This window comes from Burkholderia sp. ABCPW 11 (genome assembly GCF_001523445.1).
Lineage (GTDB): Bacteria > Pseudomonadota > Gammaproteobacteria > Burkholderiales > Burkholderiaceae > Burkholderia.
The window spans coordinates 95,791-119,998 of sequence record NZ_LOVM01000049.1 but is presented as its reverse complement, the minus strand read 5'-3'; the positions used below and the strand labels follow the sequence as shown (position 1 = coordinate 119,998).

General features: G+C 67.6%; 19 protein-coding genes. 9 read left to right on the top strand and 10 right to left on the bottom strand.

Annotation, left to right across the window (positions count from 1 at the left end; genetic code table 11):
- Positions 1-4: 4 nt before the first annotated feature.
- Both eat and WS61_RS21430 read right to left on the bottom strand, forming a co-directional pair.
- Positions 5-1,417: an ethanolamine permease gene (eat, locus tag WS61_RS21435; RefSeq protein WP_059503198.1), complete on the bottom strand. Its 1,413-nt coding sequence runs from the start codon at positions 1,415-1,417 to the stop codon at positions 5-7.
- A gap of 164 nt (positions 1,418-1,581) precedes the next feature.
- Positions 1,582-3,045, bottom strand: a complete 1,464-nt coding sequence (locus WS61_RS21430; RefSeq protein WP_059503197.1) for a mechanosensitive ion channel — start codon at positions 3,043-3,045, stop codon at positions 1,582-1,584.
- A gap of 277 nt (positions 3,046-3,322) precedes the next feature.
- Here WS61_RS21430 and WS61_RS21425 point away from each other — a divergent pair, with 277 nt between their 5' ends.
- Positions 3,323-4,204, top strand: coding sequence for a GyrI-like domain-containing protein (locus tag WS61_RS21425; RefSeq protein WP_059503394.1), 882 nt, complete (start codon positions 3,323-3,325; stop codon positions 4,202-4,204).
- 90 nt (positions 4,205-4,294) lie between these two features.
- On the opposite strand, the gene WS61_RS21420 is transcribed toward WS61_RS21425, so the two are convergent.
- Both WS61_RS21420 and WS61_RS21415 read right to left on the bottom strand, forming a co-directional pair.
- A complete protein-coding gene (locus tag WS61_RS21420; RefSeq protein ID WP_059503195.1) occupies positions 4,295-4,690 on the bottom strand; it encodes a zinc ribbon domain-containing protein in 396 nt (131 codons plus the stop codon).
- Between the two features lie 10 nt (positions 4,691-4,700).
- On the bottom strand, positions 4,701-7,253 hold the full coding sequence (locus WS61_RS21415; RefSeq protein WP_059503193.1) for a heavy metal translocating P-type ATPase: 2,553 nt from the start codon (positions 7,251-7,253) through the stop codon (positions 4,701-4,703).
- An 81-nt stretch (positions 7,254-7,334) separates the two neighbouring features.
- Here WS61_RS21415 and cadR point away from each other — a divergent pair, with 81 nt between their 5' ends.
- Both cadR and WS61_RS21405 read left to right on the top strand, forming a co-directional pair.
- Positions 7,335-7,766 carry a Cd(II)/Pb(II)-responsive transcriptional regulator gene (cadR, locus tag WS61_RS21410; RefSeq protein ID WP_027783182.1) on the top strand — a complete coding sequence of 144 codons (432 nt, stop codon included), beginning with the start codon at positions 7,335-7,337 and terminating at the stop codon, positions 7,764-7,766.
- Between the two features lie 68 nt (positions 7,767-7,834).
- Positions 7,835-8,407 carry a PadR family transcriptional regulator gene (locus WS61_RS21405; protein ID WP_059503192.1) on the top strand — a complete coding sequence of 191 codons (573 nt, stop codon included), beginning with the start codon at positions 7,835-7,837 and terminating at the stop codon, positions 8,405-8,407.
- A 44-nt stretch (positions 8,408-8,451) separates the two neighbouring features.
- Here WS61_RS21405 and WS61_RS21400 read toward each other — a convergent pair whose 3' ends face one another.
- The 4 genes from WS61_RS21400 to WS61_RS21385 all read right to left on the bottom strand — a co-directional run bounded on the left by WS61_RS21400 (position 8,452) and on the right by WS61_RS21385 (position 12,759).
- Positions 8,452-9,864, bottom strand: a complete 1,413-nt coding sequence (locus WS61_RS21400) for an FAD-binding oxidoreductase (RefSeq protein ID WP_059503190.1) — start codon at positions 9,862-9,864, stop codon at positions 8,452-8,454.
- A 15-nt stretch (positions 9,865-9,879) separates the two neighbouring features.
- Positions 9,880-10,668, bottom strand: a complete 789-nt coding sequence (locus WS61_RS21395) for an ABC transporter substrate-binding protein (protein ID WP_059503188.1) — start codon at positions 10,666-10,668, stop codon at positions 9,880-9,882.
- A 60-nt stretch (positions 10,669-10,728) separates the two neighbouring features.
- Positions 10,729-11,883: a pyridoxal phosphate-dependent aminotransferase gene (locus WS61_RS21390; RefSeq protein WP_059503186.1), complete on the bottom strand. Its 1,155-nt coding sequence runs from the start codon at positions 11,881-11,883 to the stop codon at positions 10,729-10,731.
- Between the two features lie 207 nt (positions 11,884-12,090).
- Positions 12,091-12,759, bottom strand: coding sequence for a TetR/AcrR family transcriptional regulator (locus WS61_RS21385; RefSeq protein ID WP_059503184.1), 669 nt, complete (start codon positions 12,757-12,759; stop codon positions 12,091-12,093).
- Between the two features lie 120 nt (positions 12,760-12,879).
- Between WS61_RS21385 and WS61_RS21380 the strand changes: the two genes are divergently transcribed.
- The 6 genes from WS61_RS21380 (at position 12,880) to WS61_RS21365 (ending at position 18,556) form a co-directional block, all read left to right on the top strand.
- On the top strand, positions 12,880-14,532 hold the full coding sequence (locus tag WS61_RS21380; RefSeq protein WP_059503182.1) for an acyl-CoA dehydrogenase family protein: 1,653 nt from the start codon (positions 12,880-12,882) through the stop codon (positions 14,530-14,532).
- Positions 14,533-14,583: 51 nt separating this feature from the next.
- A complete protein-coding gene (locus WS61_RS21375; protein WP_059503180.1) occupies positions 14,584-16,092 on the top strand; it encodes a class I adenylate-forming enzyme family protein in 1,509 nt (502 codons plus the stop codon).
- A gap of 172 nt (positions 16,093-16,264) precedes the next feature.
- Positions 16,265-16,924, top strand: coding sequence for a PAAR domain-containing protein (locus WS61_RS21370; protein WP_059503178.1), 660 nt, complete (start codon positions 16,265-16,267; stop codon positions 16,922-16,924).
- A gap of 10 nt (positions 16,925-16,934) precedes the next feature.
- Entirely contained in the window at positions 16,935-17,480 is a 546-nt protein-coding gene (locus tag WS61_RS33950; protein WP_095211799.1) for a hypothetical protein, read from the top strand.
- 4 nt (positions 17,481-17,484) lie between these two features.
- Positions 17,485-18,153 carry a M35 family metallo-endopeptidase gene (locus tag WS61_RS33945; RefSeq protein WP_257127323.1) on the top strand — a complete coding sequence of 223 codons (669 nt, stop codon included), beginning with the start codon at positions 17,485-17,487 and terminating at the stop codon, positions 18,151-18,153.
- A complete protein-coding gene (locus WS61_RS21365; protein ID WP_059503392.1) occupies positions 18,146-18,556 on the top strand; it encodes a hypothetical protein in 411 nt (136 codons plus the stop codon). Before WS61_RS33945 ends, WS61_RS21365 begins: the two co-directional genes overlap by 8 nt.
- Positions 18,557-18,750: 194 nt before the next feature.
- On the opposite strand, the gene WS61_RS21360 is transcribed toward WS61_RS21365, so the two are convergent.
- Positions 18,751-19,890, bottom strand: a complete 1,140-nt coding sequence (locus tag WS61_RS21360) for a branched-chain amino acid ABC transporter substrate-binding protein (RefSeq protein ID WP_034209639.1) — start codon at positions 19,888-19,890, stop codon at positions 18,751-18,753.
- Between the two features lie 84 nt (positions 19,891-19,974).
- Positions 19,975-23,907 (bottom strand): trifunctional transcriptional regulator/proline dehydrogenase/L-glutamate gamma-semialdehyde dehydrogenase, encoded by a 3,933-nt coding sequence (gene putA, locus WS61_RS21355; protein WP_059503176.1) that lies wholly within the window; start codon positions 23,905-23,907, stop codon positions 19,975-19,977.
- Positions 23,908-24,208 lie beyond the last annotated feature (301 nt).

Below are 24,208 nucleotides of genomic sequence, written 5' to 3'. Positions count from 1 at the left end.
GCGTTCACTCCTCCAGCAGCGCGTCGCCGGGCGCGCTCGCGCGCTGCGCGCGGGTCGCGAGGAAGTACGCGTAGCCGAGCGCGACGAACGCGACGAACACCATCGCCACCAGCCCGTTGAAGTACACCATCGTGCCGAGGCAGACCAGCGCCGCCAGGATCGCGAATGCCGGGAAGATCGGGTACAGCGGCGCGCGGAACGGCCGCGCCATGTTCGGCTGCGAGCGGCGCAGCTTGAACAGCGACGCCATGCTGACGATATACATCACGATCGCACCGAATACCGACATCGTCACGATGTTCGCGGTGAGCGTCTGCCCGCCGAACTGGATCAGCTCGTCGCTGTAGATCGCCGCGATGCCGACCACGCCGCCCGCGAGAATCGCGCGATGCGGGGTCTTGAAGCGCGGATGCACCTTCCCGAGCCACTCCGGCAGGTAGCCTTCGCGCGCCAGCGCGAAGATCTGGCGCGAATAGCCGAGGATGATCCCGTGGAACGACGCGACGAGCCCGAACAGCCCGAGCCACACGAGCATGTGCATCCAGCCGCTGTTCGCGCCGACGATGTACTTCATCGCCTGCGGCAGCGGGTCGTTGATGTTCGCGAGCTTGGTCCAGTCGCCCGCGCCGCCGGCGAACACCATCACGCCGATCGCGAGCGCCACGAGGGTCAGGATCCCGGCCACGTATGCGATCGGAATCGAGCGCTTCGGGTTCTTCGCTTCCTCGGCGGCCATCGCGACGCCTTCGATCGCGAGGAAGAACCAGATCGCGAACGGGATCGCCGCGAACATCCCGTGGAACGCGCCCAGGCTGAAGTGATCGGCGCCCGACCAGCCGCCCTTCGTGAAATTGCTCCACGCGAAGCCCGGCGACACGACGCCCATGAACACCAGCAGCTCGAAGATCGCGAGCAGCGTGACGACGAGCTCGAAGGTCGCGGCGATCTGCACGCCGACGATGTTCAGCGCCATGAACACGAGATACGCGCCCATCGCCGCGTGTTTCGGTTCGAGCCCCGGAAACTGCACGTGCAGGTACGCGCCGATCGCGAGCGCGATCGCGGGCGGCGCGAACACGAACTCGACCAGCGTCGCCGCGCCGGCCAGATAGCCGCCGGTCGGGCCGAACGCGCGGCGCGCATACGCGAACGGGCCGCCCGCGTGCGGGATCGACGTCGTCAGCTCGGTGAAACTGAAGATGAAGGTGGTGTACATCGCCGCGACGAACAGCGCGGTGATCACGAAACCCAGCGTGCCGGCGCTCGCCCAGCCGTAGCTCCAGCCGAAGTATTCGCCGGAAATCACGAGGCCGACCGCGATGCCCCACAGTTGCCATGTCCCGAGCGTCTGCTGCAGCGCGGGCTGGCCGGGCGACCTGGCGCCGGCGGCGGGCCGGCCATTCGACTCTGCTTTCATCGGACTCTCTCCTCAAAGGCGCCGGGCCTGCACGCCCGCGCGACTGAGAATCGATGCTAGAGAGTCATTAAACGACGTGTTATCGAAATTCGGCAAAGATCGCGGCTGACGTTTCGCTTGCGAAAACGCCGGCCGCGCGCGTGGCCGCGCCGATCCGGCCGTGCTTACTGGCCGCCGCCGCGCTGGTTGAACCAGCGGTCGAGCAGCTTGCCGGCCGCCTCGCGGCCGCCGAGGCCGAACGACAGCGCGACCGCCACCGCGATCGCGCCGAGCACGAGGCCGAACGCGAGCTGGACGATTTCGTTCGCGATGCCCATCGCGCGCAGCCCCATCGCGAACACGAGGCCGAGGATCGCGAATTGCGCGATGCGCGCGAACAGCACGCTGTGCTCGCGGTCGGCCTGCTCGATCACGCGGCGCGCGAGGCCCGCGAGCCACACGCCGATCACGAGGATCACGCCGCCCATCAGCACGTGGCCGCCGAATTCGATGAACAGCGTGACGACGTCGCGCACCTGCGAGAAGCCGAGCCGGTTCGCGGCCTCGACCGACGCGAACAGCATCGCGAAGAACACGATCAGCCGCGCGACCAGCACCGACGGCTGCAGGATGCCCGAGAACACGCGCTCGACGCCGAGCACGGCCGGCAGCCCGTCCGCGCCGGCGGCTTCCAGCAGCTTCTGCGCGAGCGACGCGACGAAGCGCGCGAAGTAGAACGTGGCGAGCACGATCACGATCGCCGCGACGATGTCCGGCACCGCGCCGAGGAACTGGTTCAGCATGTTGGTCGCGGGAATCGAGATCGCGTCGATCTTCAGCGCGTCGAGCGCGGAGATCAGCGTCGGCACGAACACGAACACGTAGACGATCGTGCCGATCAGGCTCGACACGCGCACGGGCGTCGGGCTGTCGATCCCTTGCGTGAGGCGGTCGGCGCCGGCGGCCACCAGCAGGTTCGTCACGAGGCCGCGCAGCACGCGCGCGACGATCCAGCCGACGAAGCCGATCACCGCGGCCGCGAAGAGGTTCGGCACGATCGCGAGCAGCTTGTCGACCATCCCCTGCACCGGCGAGAGCAGGCCCGACAGCGCGAACGACGCGAGGATCGCCGGCAGGAACATCAGGATCACGAGCCAGAACAGCACGTCGCCGAGATAGCCGCTCATCGGCTGCATGCCGGCGCCTTCGGACAGCTTGTCGTCGATCTTGCTCGCCTTCAGCGCGCGGTTCGCGAGGCTGCGCAGCAGCGACGCGATCAGCCACGCGATCAGCGTCAGCGCCGCGCCGCCGATCAGGTTCGGCAGGTAGTTGACGATGTGCGTGACGAGCAGCGAGAACGGATTGGAGACCGCGTACAGGTTGAGCACGTTGAAGATGCCCACCGCGGTGACGAGCAGCACGAGCCAGAACAGGCCGCCGGCGATGATGCGTTCGACGCACGCGCCCTGGCCGGTACTTTCGCTGATCCGCTGATCGACCTTCAGTGCGTTGAGCAGGCGCAGCGCGCCGGCCCGCACCGCCACGGCGATCAGCCAGCCGATCACCAGGATGCCGATCGCGCCGGCGATCTTGGGCAGGTATCCGCCCAGCGTGGTCTGCAGCGACGTGATGAAGCTGGAAGCATCCATTTCTTCTTCTCCCGAAAACGTGGTGGTGCGATTGAACATCGACGAACGACCTGCGTACTTCGAAAAAGCGTGCTGCCCCGTCCGAGCAACTTACCCGAGAAAAATGACGCAATCACCCGATTTCACCGTCTTTAACTTTAGTTCTAGATTGCAGCAGGGCAAGACCCTATTTCGATGAAATAGAAAGGGAGCGGATTTCGGACCGCTACGCATTTCCGCAAGATTTGTCCGTTCGGGCCGTGCTACCGTGGCGTCGGTTCTTGCCCCGGACACGCCGATGCCCCCAGCCGAAGCGAAGACCGAGCCGCCCGCGTGGGTCCGCTACGCAGCGAGCGTGGCGCGCGTTCACGCGTACATCGGCGCGCATCTCGACGGCCCGCTCGACCTGAACCGGCTTGCGGAAATCGCGTGCCTGTCGCCGTATCACTGGCAGCGCGTCTATCGCGCGCTGTACGGCGAGTCGATCGTGTCGACGGTGCGGCGGATGCGGATCGTGCGGGCGTCCGAGGATCTGGTCTGCACCGCGCGGCCGCTCGACGAGATCGCGCGGCGCGCGGGCTACGGTTCGACGCACGCGTTCGCGCGGGCGTTTCGCGACGTGTACGGCGTGCTACCCGCGCAGCACCGGCGCACCGGCAGCCACCGGCCGATTTATCCCCTGCAGCGAGGAGAGGAAGACATGTTCAAGCACGAGGTCGAAATCCGGCGCCTGCCGGCACTGCGCGGCTACGCGGTGACGCACACCGGCGCGTATATGAAAGTGGGCGACGCGTTCGGACGCATCGGCGCGTGGGCCGGGCAGCACGGGCTGATCGGCCCGGGCGCGAAGATGATCGGGATTTTCTACGACGATCCGGACACGACGCCCGAAGCGCAGTTGCGCGCGAAAGCGTGCTGGATGCCGGCCGACGGCGCGCCGGACGTGGCGCCCGCGCCGCCGGTCGAGCGGGTGACGATCGCCGGCGGCGAATACGCGGTGCTGCTGCATACGGGGCCGTATGCGGACCTGAAGACGGCCTACCAGTGGCTCTACGGCGACTGGCTGCGTCACTCGGGCCGCGAAGCCGCCGATGCACCGCCGTTCGAGCTGTACCTCAATACGCCGATGGACACGGCGCCGGCCGACCTGCTCACCGAAATTCACCTGCCGCTGCGCTGAGCGACGGGCCGGTGCGTTTCGTTCGCCGGCCGTCGAATGAAACGCGCCGGCCCGTGCGTATGCGCGGCCGGCGCGAACTCGCGGAGAAGCTTAAGCCGCCTGCGTCCCGCAACCGGGACAGAACCGCGCGTCGGCCGCCAGCGCCGCATGGCAGCGGCTGCAGGCCTTGCCGCGTTGCGCCGCGCCGCACTGCGCGCAGAAGCGCGCGTCTGCCGCGTTGAGCGCACCGCAGCCCGCGCACGCGAGCTGGCTCAGCGGCATGTTGCCACCCTGGCCGCCTCGCCCGCCATGGGTATCGGCCGGCGCCTGCCAGCCCCAGCCGTGGCGATCGCAGCCGCGCGCATCGTGGCCGCCATGGCCGCCCGGGCGCGACCCGCCGTGATATCCGCCGTGATGCCCGCTACCGGGGCCGCCGGGGCTGCCCTCACCCCGGTTTCCGCCGTGGCCGTGGCCGTGGCCGCCGAAAATCCGTTTCAGAAAGCCCATCGCCCGCTCCTCAACGCGCGGCCCGGGCGCTGCCGAACGCCCCTGAGGACGACAGCAGCCGCAAGCCGTTGGCCACGACGAGCAGGCTCGCGCCCGCGTCGGCGAAGACCGCCATCCACATCGTGCCGAGCCCCGCGACCGTCAGGCCGAGGAACACGACCTTCACGCCGAGCGCGAAGCCGATGTTCTGCACCAGCACGCGGTGCGTCGCGCGCGACAGCCGCACGAACGCGGGAATCTTGCGCAGGTCGTCGTCCATCAACGCGACGTCGGCCGTCTCGATCGCCGTGTCGGTACCCATCGCGCCCATCGCGAAGCCGATGTCGGCGCGCGCGAGCGCCGGCGCATCGTTGATCCCGTCGCCGACCATCCCGACCGCGCCCGCGCCGCCCGCCGACAGTTCCTCGACCGCCGCGAGCTTGTCTTCCGGCAACTGGTTGCCGCGCGCGTCGTCGATGCCGGCCTGCCGGGCGATCGCCTGAGCGGTATGCGGGTTGTCGCCCGTCAGCATCGCGGTGCGGATGCCGAGCGCATGCAGATCGGCAATCGCGTCGCGGCTCGTGTCCTTGATCGTGTCGGCCACCGCGAAGAGGCCGAGCACGCGCGTGTCGTCGACCAGCACGACGACGCTCTTGCCCTGCCGCTCCAGTGCGTCGAGCTTCGCCTCCAGCGCCGCCGAGCAGCGCCCGAGTTCCTCGACGAGCCGGTGATTGCCGAGCCAGTAGCGCGTGCCGTCGATCGTGCCGCGCACGCCGCGCCCGACGATCGCTTCGAAGTCCTGCACGTCGGCGAATGCCGTCGTGCCGGCGTCGCGGGCCGCGGCGGCGAGCGCCTGCGACACCGGGTGATCGGAGCGCGCGGCGAGGCTCGCGCCGAGGTGCCGCACGCGCGCCGCATCGGCGCCGTCCGCATGCACGTCGAAGTCGGTCTGCACCGGCTTGCCGTGCGTGATCGTGCCGGTCTTGTCGAGCGCGAGCCACGCGAGCTTGCGCCCTTCTTCCAGATAGACGCCGCCCTTCACGAGAATCCCGCGCCGCGCCGCGGCCGCGAGGCCCGACACGATCGTCACCGGCGTCGAGATCACCAGCGCGCACGGGCACGCGATCACGAGCAGCACGAGCGCGCGGTAGACCCAGTCGTGCCACGCGCCGCCCATCACGAGCGGCGGCACCACCGCGACCAGCAGCGCGACCGCGAACACGATCGGCGTGTAGACGCGCGCGAACTGGTCGACGAAGCGCTGCGTCGGCGCCTTCGCGCCCTGCGCTTCCTCGACCGCGTGGACGATCCGCGCGAGCGTCGAGTTGGCCGCAACGGCCGTCACGCGGTATTCGAACGAGCCCGATTCGTTGATCGTGCCCGCGTACACCGCGTCGCCGGTCGTCTTTTCGACGGGCAGGCTCTCGCCGGTGATCGGCGCCTGGTTGACCGTCGAGCGGCCCGCGACGACTTCGCCGTCCAGCCCGATCCGCTCGCCCGGCTTCACGCGCACGACCGCGCCGAGCGCGACCTGCGCGGCCTCGATCGTGCGCCACGCGCCGTCGGCCTGCCGCACGGTCGCGGTATCCGGCGCGAGCCGCATCAAGCCCTGGATCGCATTGCGCGCACGGTCGAGCGACTTCGCCTCGATCAGCTCGGCGATCGTGAACAGCACCATCACCATCGCGGCTTCCGGCCACTGGCCGATCGCCATCGCGCCCGTCACCGCGATGCTCATCAGCGCGTTGATGTTCAGGTTGCCGTTGCGGATCGCGATCCAGCCCTTCTTGTACGTGGTGAGCCCGCACGCGAGCACCGCGGCGAGCGCGAGCGCCGCCGACAGCCACACCGGCAGCCCGGCCCAGGTCGCACCTTCGGACGCGAGCGCGGCGACGCCGGCGAGCGCCAGCGGCCACCATGGCTTCGCGGGCGCAGCGGCGGCGCGCGCCGCCGGGGCGCCGGCCGTGGCGGCCTCCGGCGTCATGCCGAGCGTGCGGATCGCGCCTTCGATCGCCGGCTGCGCACCGGGCACGTGCTCGACGGTCAGCATCCGCTGCATCAGGTTGAATTCGAGCGCCGACACTTCGCGCATCCCGCCGAGCTTCTTGCGGATCAGCGTTTCCTCCGTCGGGCAGTCCATCTGCATGATCCGGAACGCGGAGCGCACGTGGCCCGACGCGGTCGCCTGCGCGACCGGCAGCGGCGCAAGCGTCAGCGAGGCCGGCGCGCAGCATGCGCCGGCCGCGTGGTCGTGGTCGTGGTCGTGGTCGTGGTCGTGGTCGTGGTCGTGGTCGTGGTCGTGGTCGGCATGGTCATGCGCGGCGGGGTCGTGCGAGCACGTGGCGCCGTGCACATGCTCGTCGTCGCCGGCATGGTCGTGATCGTGGTCGTCACCCGCCTCGCCGCGTGCTGCGTGAGCGTGCGCGTGGCCGCGATCGTGGTCATGGCCGTGCGCGCGCTCGCCGGCCGCCGGCGCCGCGTCGGCAACGGTCGCCGTCTGCGTGTCGCACGAATCGGCGCAGCAGGCATCGGCGCCGTCGGCCTGACGGTGTCGCGGGTCGTGGGGACGCTGGGCGTCGGTCATGACAACCTCCTTTGTGGCTTGACGGTGTAGAGTTAACACCCTGAAGCCACTACAAGGTCAACCCTTGCACGGGAGAAAGGCATGAAGATTGGCGAACTGGCCAAAGCGGCCCGCTGCACCCCCGAGACGATCCGTTTCTACGAGAAAGAGGGGCTGATGCCGGACGCGGAGCGCACCGATTCGAACTACCGCAACTACACCGACGTGCACGTCGAACGGCTGCGCTTCATCCGCAACTGCCGCGCGCTCGACATGGCGCACGACGAAATCCGTGCGCTGCTGCAACTCACCGACACGCCGGCCGATCGCTGCGATTCGATCAATTCGCTGCTCGACGATCACATCGGGCACGTCGATGCGCGCCTCGCGGAATTGACGCATCTGCGCGACCAGCTCACCGAATTGCGCCGCCGTTGCGTCGGCGAGCATTCGGTCGAGGATTGCGGAATCGTGCACGGCCTCGCAACGATGGAAACCGTCGCTCCCGCCGCGAAGCGCTCGCACCTCGGCTGAAATCCTTGTCAAACAAGATACTCTGATTAAGAATAGTTATATTCTTACTAGATATATTTTAACTATTCATGTCTACGAGCCGCCCGTCCCCGCTCGCGCTGGCCGTCCTTGCGACGCTCACCGAAACGCCGATGCATCCGTACGGGATGCTGCAGCAACTGAAGGCCCGCGGATACGACGAAGTCGTCAACGTGCGGCAGCGTACGAGCCTGTACCAGACGATCGACCGGCTGTTGCGCGACGGGCTGATCGCCGTGCACGACACCGAGCGCGACGGCGCGTTTCCGGAGCGCACGCTGTATGCGCTGACCGAAGCCGGGCACACGGCCGGGCAAGCGTGGTTGCATACGCTGCTCGCGGAGCCCGCGCGTGAATTCCCGGCGTTCGGCGCCGGCCTCGCGTTCCTGCCGTTGCTCGACGCGGAAGATGCGCGCCATCAGCTCGAACTGCGAATCGCACGGCTCGACGCCGAGCGCGAGCGGCTGGAAGCGCTGCGCGCCACCGCGCAGGCCGACCAGGTGCCGCGCCTGTTCCTGCTGCACAACGAACATGCGCTCGTGCTGCTCAATGCGGAACTCGACTGGGCGCGCAGCGTGGTCGAACACCTGAAGATCGGCGCGCTGCGCTGGGTGGACGGCTGACGCGTCGCGCCGGCCGCTTCCCGTCGGCAACGGGAATCGCCCCGTCAAAGCACCTTGCCAGGATTCAGGATCCCGCGCGGGTCCAGCGCGGCCTTCAGGCGCCGCATCAGCCCGATTTCCGCGTCGCTGCGCGTGTGCGCGAGATAAGGCCGCTTGAGCACGCCGATCCCGTGCTCGGCCGACACCGAGCCGCCCATGTCGCGCACCACCGCATACACGCAGTCGTCGATCGCATCGGCGTGCGCATCGGTCATCCCGGCCAGCGACACGCCGATATGCACGTTGCCGTCGCCGACATGGCCGAAGAACAGGCACGTGAGCGCCGGCCAGCGCGCCCGCAACGCCGCCTCGCAGCGTTCGGCGAACGCGCCGAGTTCGCCCGTCGGCAGACTCACGTCGAAGTTGACGAGATGGGGCAGCGCATCGATCGCAAGGCCTTCGCGCAGCGTCCACAGATCGCGCGCCTGCCGCTCGGAGCTCGCGAGTACCGCATCGTCGACGAGCGCCGCATCGAACCCCTCGGCCAGCGCCGTTTCGAGCGCATGGCGCGCATCGCCGCCCGGCGCGCTCGTCGCGCATTCGATCAGCACCGCGAAACCGCCGTCGCCGACGAACGGCGCCGACACGCCCGGCGTATGACGCGCGACGTAGTCGTAGAACGCCGGCCACATCGCCTCGAAGCTGACGACCTCCGGCAGCGCGCGCACGCGGTTCCACAGCCCGACCACCGCATCGTAGTCGCGCACGCGGCAGAGCGCCGTGGCCGGCGCCGCGAGCAACGGATGCAGCCGCAGCACCGCGCGCGTGACGACGCCGAGCGTCCCTTCGCTGCCGACGAACAGTTGCTTCAGGTCGTAGCCCGCGTTGTTCTTCAGCATCCGGTTCATCGACGACACGACCGTGCCGTCCGCGAGCACGACCTCGAGCCCGAGCACCTGCTCGCGCATCATCCCGTAGCGGATCGCGCGCGTACCGCCCGCATTGGTCGCGAGCATGCCGCCGATCTGGCACGAGCCGCGCGCACCGAGATCGACACCGAACGTGAAGCCCGCCGCTTGCGCGGCGTCCTGCACCGTCTGCAGCGGCGTGCCCGCGCGCACGGTGATCGTGCCGGCCGCCGCGTCGAGCGCTTCGATGCCGGCGAAGCGCTCCATCGACAGCACGACCTCGCCGCCCAGCGCGACCGCGCCGCGCGCGAGCCCCGTCAGCCCGCCTTGCGGCACGACCGGCTGGCCGAGCCCCGTGCACACCGCGAGCGTGCGGGACACGTCGTCGACGCTGCGCGGGCGCACCAGCGCACGCGGCCGCACGCCGGCCGGCTCGTTGTACGCGGTGAAGTAACGCGGCTCGATATCGGCCGCGCGCGTGACGAGGGCGTCGCCCAGTTCGGCGGCGAGCACGGCATCGACGGCATCGTCCGGTTCGCGGCCCGCCGCGCTCGGGTTCGGGGTGGGCATCGTGCGCGGCCCCGCTTACTTCGTCGAAATGTCGATATCGCCGAAATACTTCAGGCCGAGCGACTTCACCGTGCCGTCCGCCTTCAGTTTGTCGATCGCCGCGTCGAGCTTCGCTTTCAGCGCATCGTCGCCCTTGCGCAGGCCGAACGCGATGCCGCTGCCGAGAATCTTGTCGTCGTGCACCGGCTGCCCGACGAACGAGAAGCCCTTGCCGTCCGGGCGCGACAGGAAGCCGCGCTGGCCGGACGGCGCGAGCACGAGCGTCGCGTCGAGGCGGCCCGCGACCAGATCCGCATACGCCTGGTTCTGGTCCTGGTACGCGACGACGGCGACGCCGGCCGGCTCCCAGTGCGCCTTCGCGAAGGTTTCCTGGATCGACGCCTGCAGCACGCCCACGCGCTTGCCCTTGAGCGACTCCGGCGTCGGCAGCAGGCCGCTGCCGGTGCGCGCGATCAGTTGGGTCGGCACGCGATAGATGATCGTCGTGAAATCGATCGCCTGGCGCCGTTGCTCGGTGGCGTTCATCGCCGAGTTGATCGCGTCGAACTTGCGGCCCTTCAGCGCCGGAATCAGCCCGTCGAACGAGGTCTCGACCCATTTGCACGACAGCTTCGCCGTCTGGCAGACGGCATTGCCGACGTCGATGTCGAAGCCCTGCAGGTCGCCGTTCGGCGCCTTCGATTCGAACGGCGGGTATTGCGCTTCGAGGCCGAAACGCAACGTCGGCGCATCGGCGAACGCCGCGCCGGAGCCGATTGCGCACGCGAGTGCGAACGCGAGTTTCAGGGTGGCCGTGTGCTTCATCGTGATCTCCTGTGTCTGGTCGATGCGGGACGCCCGTCGCCGGATGCCCGTCCCCATTTTTTACAGCGAACGCAGCCGCCGCGCGCCTTCGACCAGCGTCGCGTCGTCCTTCGAAAAACTGAGCCGGATCACGCCGGCATCGGTGCCGTCGGTATAGAACGCCGACAGCGGAATCGTCGCGACACGCGCGTCGCGGATCAGGCGCAGCACGAAATCGCTGTCGCTTTCATCCGAGAAGTGGCGAAAGCGCGCGAGCATGAAGAACGAGCCTTCGCTCGGCAGCAGCTCGAAACGCGAATCGGCCAGCTCGCGCGCGAGCAGGTCGCGCTTGGCCTGGTAGAACGCCGACAGGCCGAGATAGCTGTCCGGCCGCGCGAGAATCTCCGCGAACGCGACCTGCATCGGCGTGTCGGCCGAGAACACCATGAACTGGTGCACCTTGCGGATCTCGTCCATCAGCTCGGCCGGCGCGAGGCAATGGCCGACGCGCCAGCCGGTCACGTGGAACGACTTGCCGAACGACGACACGATCACGCTGCGCTCGGCCAGCTCGCGGTGGCGCGCGACGCTCTGGTGTCGCGCGCCGTCGAACACGACGTGCTCGTAGACTTCGTCGGACAGCACCACGATGCCCGTGTCGCGCGTGATCTGCGCGAGCCGCTCGAGATCGTCGGCGGAGAACACCGTCGCGGTCGGGTTGTGCGGCGTGTTGACGATGATCATCCGCGTGCGCGGCGTGACGGCCGCGGCCACCTCGTCCCAGTTCACGCGAAAATGCGCGGGCGACAGCTTGATCGCGACCGGCGTCGCGCCCTGCAACCGCACGATCGGCGCATAGCTGTCGAACGACGGCTCGAAATAGATGACCTCGTCGCCGGGATGCACGAGCGCGCTGATCGCCGCATAAAGCCCTTCGCTCGCGCTCGCGATCACCGTGATCTCGGTGGCCGGGTCGTAGCGCGCGCCGTACAGCGCCTCGGTCTTCTCGGCGAGCCGCTCGCGCAGCGCGATCACGCCGGCCATCGGCGCGTACTGGTTGTGGCCGTCGCGCATCGCGCGCGCGACGCCTTCGACGAGCGCCGGATCGGGCGCGAAATTGGGGGCGCCCTGCGACAGGTTCAACGCGTCGTGTTGAGCAGCCAGTTGGCCGATCACCGTGAAGATCGTCGTCCCGACGTCGGGCAGTTTCGAACGGGGCGCGGTGGCGCTTCGCATGACTCCTCCTCCTGATGTCCTTCGGGCGGGCCGCGCCATGTGCGGGCCTGCATCTGCCGCATGATTTAGCCCCAGCCAATATCGATGGACAATCGAAAGTTCGTCATGGCGGCCATGCATTTTTCTCATGGCCTGCGGCGATAAGCCCTCGACGGCAAGGCCCGCCCGGGCGCCCGATATGCGGATCGGGCATTTCCCTACGGCACGCTACGCGTGCGCCGCCGCGAGGTACGCGAGCAGCACGGCCCGCAGTTCGCGGCGTTGCGCGGCGAAATCGAGCGCCGGCCCGAGCGTCAGCAACGCCTGCGACAGCCCGCCGTAGCAGATCGTGTGGGCCATCCGCGCGAGCCCGTCGAGCCGCACGGCCGGCGGCGGATCGGCCGCGTGGGCGAACGCGTCGCGCCACAGCGCGACATAGGCGTCGTAATGCCGGCGATAGGCGGCCAGCGGCGACACCTGCCGCTCCAGCACGAACAGCGCGCTCCACAGCGCCGCGTCGGCGGCGATCGCATCGACCTGGAGGTCGACCAGCGCGGCGGCGAGCTCGGCCCGCGGTGCGCCGCGCAACCGCTGCACCGTGTCGCGCAGCCGGTCGGCCAGCGCCAGCACGCGGCGGTGGATGCAGAGCGCCGCGAGGCTCTGCTTGTCGCCGAAATACTCGTAGAAGGTGCCGATGCTGACGCCCGCGACGGCCGCGATCTCGCGGATCGTCGCCTTCGCGTAGCCGCGTTCGAGCAAAAGCTGAACGAACGCCTGTTGTAGCGCGTCGGAGCTCGCCTGCGCGCGCGACTGGCGCGGCCGGCGGCGCAACGCGGGCGCGGGTTGCGCCGCCGGCGAGCCGGGCGGCGCCGGAACCTGAACATGTCGCGGCGGCATATTTGCTACTCTGAATTCAGCAGGGGATACGTTTCACCGGAAGCCGGAACCCGCGCCGACGCGCCCTCCGTGCGGCACGACGCCGGCCGACCGCGAAGCATGAGACCGGAGACCATCGCGATGACCGACTCGACTCACGCCGTCACGAACCAGTTCGACGAACTCGTCGACTATAACCTCTTCGCGACGGATCTCGCGTTGCGCGACGCGCTCGCCCGGGCGGGCGCCGACTGGGCCGTGCCGCAGCTCGACGCGTACGGCGCGTGGCTCGGCAGCGCCGACGCCGCGCGGCTCGCCGACGAAGCGAACCGCCACACGCCGGAACTGAACGCGTTCGACCGGCGCGGCCGACGCATCGACCGCATCGATTTCCACCCTGCCTGGCACGCACTGCTCGGCCGGTATCGTCACGAAGGCTTCGTGTCGCTCGCATTCCGCGACGCGCGCCGCGGCCGCTGGGCCGCGACCGCCGCCGGCTTCTACCTGCACGGCCAGATCGAGGCCGGCACGCTGTGCCCCGCGACGATGACGCAGGCCGCGATCCCCGTGCTGCAGAAGGAGCCGGCGCTGTGGGACCTACTGCGCGACAAGCTCTACAGCGACGACTACGATCCGCGCGACGTGCCGATCGCCGACAAGCGCGCGATCTGGTTCGGCATGGGCATGACCGAGAAACAGGGCGGCTCCGACGTGCGCGCGAACACGACGCTCGCCACGCCGGCCGGCGCGGGCGGGCGCGGCGGCGAATACCGGCTGCGCGGCCACAAGTGGTTCTTCTCCGCGCCGATGTGCGACGCGCACCTCGTCGTCGCGCGCACCGAAGCCGGCGGCCCGTCGTGCTTCTACGTGCCGCGCTGGCGGCCGGACGGCACGAAGAACGCGGTCGAGATCCAGCGGCTGAAGAACAAGGTCGGCAACCGCAGCAACTCGAGCAGCGAGATCGAGCTGAACGATGCATGGGGGATCATGCTCGGCGACGAAGGCCGCGGCATTCCGACCATCATCGAGATGGCCACCTATACGCGACTGAACTGCGTGCTCGGCAGCGCGGCGATGCTGCGCCAGGGCGTCGTGCAGGCGATCGCGTACACGCGCCGGCGCCACGCATTCGGCCGCGCGCTCGCCGAGCAGCCGCTGATGCGTACCGTACTCGCCGATCTCGCGCTGGAGAGCGAAGCGGCGCTGTCGCTCGCGATGCGGCTCGCCGACGCGTTCGAGCGCGACGATTCGCCGCGCGAACGCGCATGGAAGCGGATCGTCACGCCCGCCGCGAAATTCTGGGTCTGCAAGCGCGCGGTCGAGCTGACCGGCGAGGTGATGGAAGTGTTCGGCGGCAACGGCTACGTCGACGACGGCCCGATCGCACGCCTCTTCCGCGAGGCACCCGTCAATTCGATCTGGGAAGGCTCGGGTAACGTGATGTGCCTCGACGTGCTGCGCGCGGTATCGCGCGAGCCCGACGCGGCCGCCGCGCTGTTCGACGAACTGGCCGGCCTCGGCGCGGGCGAACCGCGCATTCGCGCGGCGCTCGACGCGTTGCGCGCGATGCTCGCCGCCCCGGCCGACACGCTCGAAGCATCGGGCCGCGTGTTCGCGCAACGGCTCGCGATCGTCGCGCAGGCGTGCCTGCTGCGCCGCGATGCGCCGGCGGCCGTCGCCGACGCGTTCGTCGCGACGCGGCTCGCCGCGCCCGACTGGGGCCGCGTTGCGGGCGGCTTCGATCCGCACGCGATCGACGTCGCCGCGCTGCTGCAACGCGCGTACCCGGCCTGACCCCAGCCCGCTCACCCGAATCCGCAGTCGTCCGCCCGCCCCGGAGCCTCGATGAACCTCGTCGCCGCCCTCGACCGCGCCGCCCGCGCAACCCCCGACAAGCCCTTCCTCGTCAACGAATCCGCGACGATCACGTATGCGGTCGCACGCGAGCGTTCGCACCGCGCGGCGGCCGTGCTGAGCGCGCTCGGCGTCGCGGCCGGCGATCGCGTCGCCGCGATGTGCTTCAACACGCCGGCCTTCGTCGACCTGATGTTCGGCGCATGGCGCCTCGGCGCGGCATTCGTGCCGATCAACCACAAGCTGCAGGCGCCGGAAGTCGACTACGTGCTCGAACACAGCGGCAGCAAGGCCCTGCTGTTCGACGTGGCGCTCGCGCCGGTGGTCGAGCGCATCGTGCATCCGGCGCGGCGCCTCGTGACCGAGGGCGAACTCGACGGCGTGCCGAACTTCGACACGATGTGCGCGACGATGGACGGCCTCGCGGGCATCGAGCCGGCCGACGACGACATCGCGCAGATCCTCTACACGTCCGGCACGACCGGCCGCCCGAAGGGTTGCGTGCACAGTCATCGCACGGTGACGCTCGCGGCGATGCAGGCGGCGCTCGCGACCGGGATCGGCCGCCACGAGCGCACGCTGATGGCGATGCCGATCTGGCATTCGTCGCCGCTGAACAACTGGTTCGGCGGCACGCTGTACGCGGGCGGCACCGTCGTGCTGCTGCGCGAATACCATCCGCTGCGCTTCCTGCAGACCGTCGAGCGCGAGCGCGTGACGCTGTATTTCGGCGCGCCGGTGTCGTATACGCTGCCGCTCGACACGATCGACGGCTTCGCGGCATTCGACCTGTCGAGCGTGCGCGCGTGGCTGTACGGCGGCGGCCCGATCGGCGCCGCGCAGGCCGAACGGCTCGCCCACGCGTACCGCAGCCACGCGTTCTTCCACGTGTACGGGATGACGGAAACCGGGCCGGCCGGCACGACGCTGTATCCGGACGAGCAGATCGCGAAGGCCGGCTCGATCGGCCGCCAGGGCGGCCCGGGCGTCGACCTGCGGGTCGTGCGGATGGACGGCGTCGATGCGCGGCCGGGCGAAACCGGCGAGATCTGGCTCAAGGCCGACAGCATGATGCTCGGCTATCTCGACGACGCGGCCGCGACGCGCGCCGCGTTCGCGGCGCACGGCTGGTATCGCACCGGCGACCTCGCACGGATCGATCAGGATGGCTATCTGTTCATCGTCGACCGGCTGAAGGACATGATCGTCACCGGCGGCGAGAACGTCTATTCGAAGGAAGTGGAGGACGTGCTCGGCGCGCACCCGGACATCGCCGAAGCGGCCGTCGTCGGCGTCCCGCATCCGGACTGGGGCGAGACGGTCGTCGCGCACGTCGTGTTGCGGGCGAACGCGGCGCCCGATGCGGATGCGCTGCGCACGTTCTGCGGCGAGCGGCTCGCCGCGTACAAGGTCCCGCGCGAATTCACGTTCGTGCAGGCGCTGCCGCGCACGCCGACCGGCAAGCTGCAGAAGTTCCTGTTGCGCGTGCGGAGGGACTGAGTATCCGCGGTGGAGCCGGCGCATTCGCGCGCGCGCGGTCAATGCAAAAGGCAGAACGGAACAAGTAATAGAAGTTACCAGCGCTGAATCATATTCGTCCGATTGATCGACGTTTCTTATCAGGAATAGCGTCTCAAGGCAGCCATTCCATTTACTGAGACAGGGAAGCCGGATGAAAAACGAACGCGAAGCACCGACCCATTTTTTTGCCACCGTTGGCGCACTTACGGAACGCGGTGGACGCGTCACCACCGCAACCAGCGGCCTGACCCTGGCTGGATTGGAAGTCGCCTGCGTGGGCGACGTAGTGACCTATGACGACGGCAGCGAGGCCGCGATTATCGACGGCGCGGGAAACAACCATAGCGGCGGCAAGCCGTTCGCGTTGGTCGGCAGCCGGTTGAGCAACGGTGACCGCATTACCGAAACGCTGCGCACGTCATGGGGCATTCATGTGCGGGATGGGCAAGGCGTTGCGGGCCTGTTCGATCCGAGCTATGTGCCGCCGCCCGCGCCGCCCGCCTACAGATTGGCGGTATGTGGCGCGACAACAGCGCGAGGGGGTGCATTGCGCGAGCCGTCCGGCACATGGGAGGTCGCGCCGCACTTGGGCAAGGCTGCCACGGTGGGCGACCTGATCCACTATCCGGACGGTTCAACCGCGCGCGTTGTGAGCGGTCTTGGATTGGCCGACAGACCCGACTTCGCACCGCTCGCATTCGTTGGCAGCGAACTCGATAACGGCGACACGATCACCGATAGTCCCGAGCGACAAGGCATAGCGTCGTCCGTCGTATTTAGCGTCGTCACCCGCTCGTCCGTGCCCCGCTGAGGTAGCGCCCATGATTCGCTACTTTCTTGCCAAAGGCGACCGCGCCAGGGAAGCGGTGATTGTCGAAGGCCTCGACACCGTCACCTGTTCCAATCCGCCGCCGAGGGTTCATATCGCGACGCTGGATATGAAGACCTACTGTTCGGCCTGCAAGCGTGAAGGGTACATCGCACCGCAAGGGCCGCGCTGGCCAGGTACGGGCCCGAACGGCAAACAGTGGGCATTGAGTGGGGATATCAATGTCTGCGGATGCAACCCACCGCCGATCTTCTACGCTGAGCGCAGCATGCGGATGACTTTTACTGCGGGAGAGGTTGCGACGCTGAGTGGGCGCCAACCGGATGCAATCAAGCGGTCATTTGTTCGATCGGCTGTCGTACACGACGAGCAATTCACCTTGCTCGATGACTCCCGTCGCCCGCTCGTGAACATTCGCTACCGAATCGTTACCGATACCGGGCAAATTTTCACTGGCACCACGGACACGGCCGGACAAACACATCGAATCGCCACCGACGCCTCGGCAACGCTGAAAATCTATACGATGGAACATTGAAACAATGAAAGATTTTGATGTGAATAACAGCGGAGAATGGTTTCTCGTACACTCAGGTGCAGTCACTAATACCAATCCTGGCTCGATGGTGGAAGTAACGATCAATACCGAAAAAATATGTCACAACATGACAAACAAGGAATTCCGGGAAATGGTATTGAGTAAACGCGATCGAGCCGCTTCTCTCGTCGACAAAAGAATCGATGATTTGCAGCGCTGGTCCAGCGCTGATAAGGCACGCGTCTTACAGTGGTTCGGCAGAACTGACGAAGGCACCCGCATGACGCTATTAACAGGCCTGACTGCAATCGCCCAAGTACTGAAGGCGCTCACGGGATACAATTTCACGCGATGGGATAGCGCGCGATTCAAACATATTGGATGCGTTCCAAATCCAAATAAATCGGGAGTCGCAGCATCAGTGTGTTCTCCGGATACCGCAACTCATACGATCGCAATACACCCCGATTTTTGTACAATGCGGGACTTCTCGTGGGAAAAAGATTCCATAGTTTCCACTCTGATTCATGAGGTGAGCCATTTTGACGACACAATGGGAACCCGGGATCACAGATATTTCATGGAGGAGTGTTTGACGTTTGGAGCCGAAAACCCGAATCAGGCAATCAACAATGCCGACAGCGTTACAGGATACGTCATTTACGATGCTTAAGTTTATTCTTTGCCTAAGCCTTCTCACCTCCAATTCGGTATTCGCATGCATCGCCAGCGAGAACTTCGACATCTACTTTTCGAGAGATAGCTCGCACATATCGAATGCCGAGATCGTCCGCATTGCAAAATGGACAGCCGACCAAAAGCTCAATTACGCAAATCACCTAACCAAAGAGACAACACTGATCAGTGGCCATGCCGAGGAAAGTGAACCGGAAGCACTGGCCCTTGCGCAATCAAGATTGCAAACCGCGTATGCGCTGTTGGAGCAACTCGGTTTTTTACGCGGGACGATCAAGAAGAGCGCCCGCGTCTATTCGCATGGCGACGTGGACAATGGGCGGCGTGTGGAAATTTCCTTCCTCCCCGATTGCCCTAACAAGTGCTGCGACGGCAAGTAACGTCACACTGCCGCCGATCACGGCGATGCGGTATCGACGTACGCATGCGGCGCCCCTGCTGTACCACTGCCTGCAAGATCCCCATGCCCTATCGGCCGTGTTCCACCAAAGAAAAGCCACCGGACCCGGTGGCTTTTTCGCATGAGGCGCGGGACGACGCGTTGCAACACCGCCCGCACGTCACATCAGCCTGCTTACTTCCCGCCGATGCTCTTCAGCGGCTTCCAGTCGCCCTTCTCGACCTTGTACATCGTGATGCCGCCGTTCTTCAGGTCGCCCTTCGCGTCATACGCGACGTGCGTCGACGTGACGCCGGCCATGTCGGTCTTCGCGAGCACCGGCAGGTACTTCGCCGGATCGGTCGAATCGGCCTTCTTCATCGCGTTCAGCATCGCCATCGCGCCGTCGTACGCGTAAGGCGAGTACGTCTGCACGTCTTCGCCGAAGCGCTTCTTGTACTTGTCGGCGTATGCCTTGCCGCCCGGCATTTCTTCCAGCGGCAGGCCGGCCAGCGACGCGATCGTGCCTTCGGCCGCGGCACCCGCGATCTTCAGGAACGTCGGCGTCTTCACCATTTCGCCGCTCATCAGCGGTGCGGTGATGCCGAGCGCCTTCATCTGCTTGACCATCGGCGCTGCCTGCGAATCCGCGCCGCCGTAGTAGACGAGGTCCGGCTTCGCCGCCTTCAGCTTCGTCAGAATCGCCTTGAAGTCGACTGCCTTGTCGTTCGTGAATTCACGGTCGACGATCGTCGCGCCGCCGGCCTTCGCGGCCTTCTCGAACTGGTCGGCGAGACCCTGGCCATAGGCCGTGCGGTCGTCGACGATCGCGATCTTCTTCATGCCGAGATCCTTCGACGCGAACGTGCCGGCCACCGAGCCCTGCTGCGTGTCGGACGTCATCATGCGGAAGGTCGTCTTGTAGCCCTGCTGCGTGTATTCCGGCGCCGTCGCCATCGCGATTTCCGGAATGCCCGCGTTCGCGTAGATGCGCGATGCGGGAATCGTCGTGCCCGAGTTGAAGTGGCCGAGCATGCCCTTGATGCCGTCGTCGACCAGCTTCTGGGCGACCGTCGTGCCCGTACGCGGGTCAGCCTGGTCGTCCTGCGTGTCGAGCACAAACTTCACGGCCTTGCCGCCGATCTTCGGGTTCGTCGCGTTGAAGTCTTCCAGCGCGAGCACGATCCCGTTCTGCATATCCTTGCCGTAGTGCGCCTGCGCGCCCGTCATCGGCCCTGCGTAACCGATCTTCACGTCATCCGCATGGGCCGTCCCCGCCAGCGACATGACCGCGACGAACGTCGCGCCTGCCACCTTTTTCATCGTGTGTTGCATAGCATCTCCTTGGTACCAGGGTAAATGGAGCGGCTTCGGGATCGCCTTGCCGCTTCCTTTGTTTGATCCGAACGGCAAGGATGATCAGCCGATCGTCATCAAATTCGCATTGCCGCCCGCCGCGGCCGTGTTCACGCTCACCGAGCGCTCCGTCAGGAGCCGTTCGAGCGCGTAGTCCTCCGCGTCGCCGTTCTCGAACGCGCCCACCGACACGCCCTGCACCGACACGATCGGGCCCGGCCGCTGCGCGACGTCCTTCACGAGCGTCTGCAGCTCGTCGCTGTCGCCTTCGAACAGCACCGCGTCGAACGGCGCGTCGGCCTGCTTGCGCACGGCCGCGTGCGCCTTCAGCGACGCCGGCAGCGCGGCAACCAGCGCCTCGCCCGCCGCGCCGGCGAACAGTGCGCGGTTGCCCGTCGCCAGCACCGCCGCGAACTGCGCACGCGCGCCGCCCGGCGTGGCCGCGACACACAGCACCGTGCCGCGCGGGCCGAGTGTATACGTGTTTCGCTCGCCCGTCGGGCCGGTCAGCACGGCGGTCGCGCCGGCCGGCACCTGCGCGAGATAGCCGTCGCAACGCGCGGCCAGCGCCGGCTCGCGCTGCTCGATCAGCCAGTCGCGCAGCGTCGTGAGCGCCGCCGCCGGGTTGCCGCGCGCATCGCTTTCGGTCGCGCCGTCCGCCATCAGCGACTGCGCGAGCGAACGCGGCAGGCCCGACGGACGCGTCGCGAGCAGGCGCTGCAGGTACAGCGCGCCGCCGGCCTTCGGGCCCGTGCCCGACAGCCCCTCGCCGCCGAACGGCTGCACGCCGACCACCGCGCCGATCACGTTGCGGTTCACGTAGATGTTGCCCACGTGCGCATTCGAGATCACGTGCGCGATCGTCTCGTCGATCCGCGTGTGGATACCGAGCGTGAGCCCGTAGCCGGTCGCGCGGATCTGCTCGAGCAGCTTGTCGAGCTGGTTGCGGCGGTAGCGCACCACGTGCAGCACGGGGCCGAACACTTCGCGCTTCAACTCGTCGATGCTGCCGATCTCGATCAGCGTCGGCGGCACGAACGTGCCGTGCGCGCAGGCATCGGGCATCGGCAGTTGCGTGACCGCGTGGCCCTTGTCCTTCATCGCCGCGACGTGCGCGTCGATCGTCTGCTTCGCTTCGGCGTCGATCACCGGGCCGACGTCGGTCGACAGCCGGTCGGGGTTGCCGAGCGCCAGCTCGTGCATCGCGCCCTTGAGCATCGTCAGCGTGCGGTCCGCGACGTCGTCCTGCAGACACAGAACGCGCAGCGCCGAACACCGTTGACCGGCCGAGTCGAACGACGACTGCATCACGTCCGCGACGACCTGCTCCGCGAGCGCCGACGAGTCGACGATCATCGCGTTCTGGCCGCCCGTTTCGGCGATCAGCGGGATCGGCTTGCCGTCCGGGTCGAGGCGCGCGGCGAGCGTCTTGTTGATCAGGCGCGCGACTTCGGTCGATCCCGTGAACATCACCGCACGCGTGCGCGGATCGGCGACCAGCGCCGCGCCGACGGTTTCGCCCGTGCCCGGCAGCAACTGCACCGCACCGGCCGGCACCCCGGCCTCGCGCAGCAGTCGCACGGCTTGCGCGGCGATCAGCGGCGTCTGTTCGGCCGGCTTCGCGAGCACCGTGTTGCCGGCGGCGAGCGCCGCGGCTACCTGGCCCATGAAGATCGCGAGCGGGAAGTTCCACGGGCTGATGCAGACCACGGGGCCGAGCGGACGGTGCGTGTCGTTCGAGAATTCGCCGCGGATCTGCGCCGCGTAGTAGCGCAGGAAGTCGACCGCCTCGCGGATCTCGGCGATCGCGTTCGGCAGCGACTTGCCGGCTTCGCGCACGATCAGGCCCATCAGCGTGTGCATCTGCGCTTCGAGCAGATCGGCCGCGCGCACCAGGCAATCGGCACGCGCGTCGACCGGCGTCGCCTGCCAGATCGGCGCGGCGGCCACCGCGTGCGCGAGCGCCGCGCTCACGTGTTCGGCCGTCGCTTCGCTGACCGTGCCGACCACGTCGCGCAAGTCGGCCGGGTTGCGCACGTCGCGCGCCGGTGCGTCGGCGAGCGCGTCGTCGGCGAGCATCGGCGCCGCGCGCCACGGATGGTGCGCGCTCGCGAGCAGCGCGGACGACAGCGACGCGAGACGGTGTTCGTTCGACAGGTCGAGGCCCATCGAGTTGGGACGCTCGTCGCCATACAGGTTGCGCGGCAGCGGAATCTTCGCGTGCGGCGCGCCGAGCGGCACGACCTTCGATGCCTCGTCGACCGGATCGGCGACCAGCTCCTTCACCGATACCGTCTTGTCGGCGATGCGGTTCACGAACGACGTGTTCGCGCCGTTTTCCAGCAGACGGCGCACCAGATACGCGAGCAGCGTCTCGTGCGTGCCGACCGGTGCGTACACCCGGCACGGACGGTTCAGCTTGTCGCGGCCCGTGACTTCCTCGTACAGCGGCTCGCCCATCCCGTGCAGGCACTGGAATTCGTACTGGCCCGGGTAGTAGTTCTGGCCGGCCAGGTGATAGATCGCGGCCAGCGTGTACGCGTTGTGCGTCGCGAACTGCGGATATACGGCGTCCGGCGCGGCGAGCAGCTTCTTCGCGCACGCGAGGTACGACACGTCGGTGTAGATCTTGCGCGTGTAGACCGGATAGCCTTCGAGGCCGTCCACCTGCGCCCGCTTGATTTCGGTATCCCAGTACGCGCCCTTCACGAGGCGGATCATCAGGCGGTGACGGCTGCGGCGCGCGAGGTCGATCAGGTAGTCGATCACGAACGGGCAGCGCTTCTGGTAGCCCTGCACGACGAAGCCGATGCCGTTCCAGCCAGCGAGCTCCGGATCGAAGCAGAGCGCCTCGAGCAGGTCGAGCGACAGTTCGAGGCGGTCGGCTTCTTCCGCGTCGATGTTCAGGCCGATGTCGTAGCGGCGCGCGAGCAGCGCGAGCGCGCGCACGCGCGGCAGCAGCTCGCTCATCGTGCGGTCCTGCTGCGAGCGCGAGTAGCGCGCGTGCAGCGCCGACAGCTTGATCGAGATGCCCGGGCCTTCGTAGATGCCGCGGCCGCCGGCCGCCTTGCCGATCGCATGGATCGCCTGTTCGTACGATGCGTAATAGCGCTGCGCATCCTCTTCGGTCGTCGCCGCTTCGCCGAGCATGTCGTACGAATAGCGGAAGCCGCGCGCTTCGTACTTGCGGCTGTTCGCGAGCGCCTCGGAAATCGTTTCGCCGGTGACGAACTGCTCGCCCATCAGACGCATCGCCATGTCGACGCCCTTGCGGATCAGCGGCTCGCCGCCGCGACCGATCAGGCGCGTGAGCGCCGACGACAGGCCCGCTTCGCTGTTGGTCGTCACGAGCTTGCCGGTGATCATCAGCCCCCAGGTCGCCGCGTTCACGAACAGCGACGGCGCGTGGCCGACGTGCGAACGCCAGTCGCCCTTGCTGATCTTGTCGCGGATCAGCGCATCGCGCGTCGCGCGATCGGGAATGCGCAGCAGCGCTTCGGCGAGGCACATCAGCGCGACGCCTTCCTGGCTCGACAGCGAGAACTCGTGGATCAGCCCTTCGACGCCGCCGCCCGAGCTCTTCTCGCGCAGCGCCTCGACCAGCTTCGTCGCGAGCGCCTGCACGTCCGCCTGCAGGTTCGCGGGCAGACGCGCCTGGCCGAGCAGGAACGGCACGCATTCCGGTTCCGGACGGCGGTACGCGGCCGTGATCGCCGCGCGCAGCACCGATTGCGGCTGCACGTTCTGCGCGAACTCGAGGAACGGATGCGGCGAGTTGTCGTCGTCGCCGTCCGCGGCCTGCCCGTCGGCGAGCTCCGTCACCCCGCTGTGGCCCGACAGCTCGGGCGGCAACTGGCCGTGCTCGATCCGCTCGAGATACGCGAAGATCGCCTGCTTGATCAGCCAGTGGGGAGTGCGCTCGAGACGCGCGGCGGCGTCCTTGAGGCGCGAGCGGAGAAGATCGTCGACTTTGACGCCGAGAGTCGTGCTTGCCATGGTGGGTTCGTGCGCCGGTGCGAGCCCGGCTGTGTGGTGTAAGAGGATGCGCGAAATCCTACGGCACGCAATAAAAAGGTGCAACCAAATTGAGAGATAGGTTGCACCCATAAGTTAGTCAATATAATCAGACACTTATGCAGTTGCAACTTAGGGGTTGCCCGTGGTCTCGGGATCGGTGTTTTCCCTGATCGGGCAAATTCGACGGGCGCGTGCAACCGTCGGCCTGCGCGAGAGCGGCCGAAAACAGGTTGCACTGGGGTGACAGGGTGCGGTGCCGGCCCAGCGTCGAGCCAAGCGA

Bases quoted from the DNA above. Each gene is read 5' to 3' on its own strand.
- WS61_RS21380 (WP_059503182.1), top strand. From the start codon at position 12,880: ATGACCGACTCGACTCACGCCGTCACGAACCAGTTCGACGAACTCGTC.
- eat (WP_059503198.1), bottom strand. From the start codon at position 1,417: ATGAAAGCAGAGTCGAATGGCCGGCCCGCCGCCGGCGCCAGGTCGCCC.
- WS61_RS21430 (WP_059503197.1), bottom strand. From the start codon at position 3,045: ATGGATGCTTCCAGCTTCATCACGTCGCTGCAGACCACGCTGGGCGGA.
- WS61_RS21365 (WP_059503392.1), top strand. From the start codon at position 18,146: ATGCTTAAGTTTATTCTTTGCCTAAGCCTTCTCACCTCCAATTCGGTA.
- WS61_RS21420 (WP_059503195.1), bottom strand. From the start codon at position 4,690: ATGGGCTTTCTGAAACGGATTTTCGGCGGCCACGGCCACGGCCACGGC.
- WS61_RS21395 (WP_059503188.1), bottom strand. From the start codon at position 10,668: ATGAAGCACACGGCCACCCTGAAACTCGCGTTCGCACTCGCGTGCGCA.
- WS61_RS21390 (WP_059503186.1), bottom strand. From the start codon at position 11,883: ATGCGAAGCGCCACCGCGCCCCGTTCGAAACTGCCCGACGTCGGGACG.
- WS61_RS21385 (WP_059503184.1), bottom strand. From the start codon at position 12,759: ATGCCGCCGCGACATGTTCAGGTTCCGGCGCCGCCCGGCTCGCCGGCG.
- WS61_RS21375 (WP_059503180.1), top strand. From the start codon at position 14,584: ATGAACCTCGTCGCCGCCCTCGACCGCGCCGCCCGCGCAACCCCCGAC.
- cadR (WP_027783182.1), top strand. From the start codon at position 7,335: ATGAAGATTGGCGAACTGGCCAAAGCGGCCCGCTGCACCCCCGAGACG.
- putA (WP_059503176.1), bottom strand. From the start codon at position 23,907: ATGGCAAGCACGACTCTCGGCGTCAAAGTCGACGATCTTCTCCGCTCG.
- WS61_RS21360 (WP_034209639.1), bottom strand. From the start codon at position 19,890: ATGCAACACACGATGAAAAAGGTGGCAGGCGCGACGTTCGTCGCGGTC.
- WS61_RS21370 (WP_059503178.1), top strand. From the start codon at position 16,265: ATGAAAAACGAACGCGAAGCACCGACCCATTTTTTTGCCACCGTTGGC.
- WS61_RS21415 (WP_059503193.1), bottom strand. From the start codon at position 7,253: ATGACCGACGCCCAGCGTCCCCACGACCCGCGACACCGTCAGGCCGAC.
- WS61_RS33950 (WP_095211799.1), top strand. From the start codon at position 16,935: ATGATTCGCTACTTTCTTGCCAAAGGCGACCGCGCCAGGGAAGCGGTG.
- WS61_RS21425 (WP_059503394.1), top strand. From the start codon at position 3,323: ATGCCCCCAGCCGAAGCGAAGACCGAGCCGCCCGCGTGGGTCCGCTAC.
- WS61_RS21405 (WP_059503192.1), top strand. From the start codon at position 7,835: ATGTCTACGAGCCGCCCGTCCCCGCTCGCGCTGGCCGTCCTTGCGACG.
- WS61_RS33945 (WP_257127323.1), top strand. From the start codon at position 17,485: ATGAAAGATTTTGATGTGAATAACAGCGGAGAATGGTTTCTCGTACAC.
- WS61_RS21400 (WP_059503190.1), bottom strand. From the start codon at position 9,864: ATGCCCACCCCGAACCCGAGCGCGGCGGGCCGCGAACCGGACGATGCC.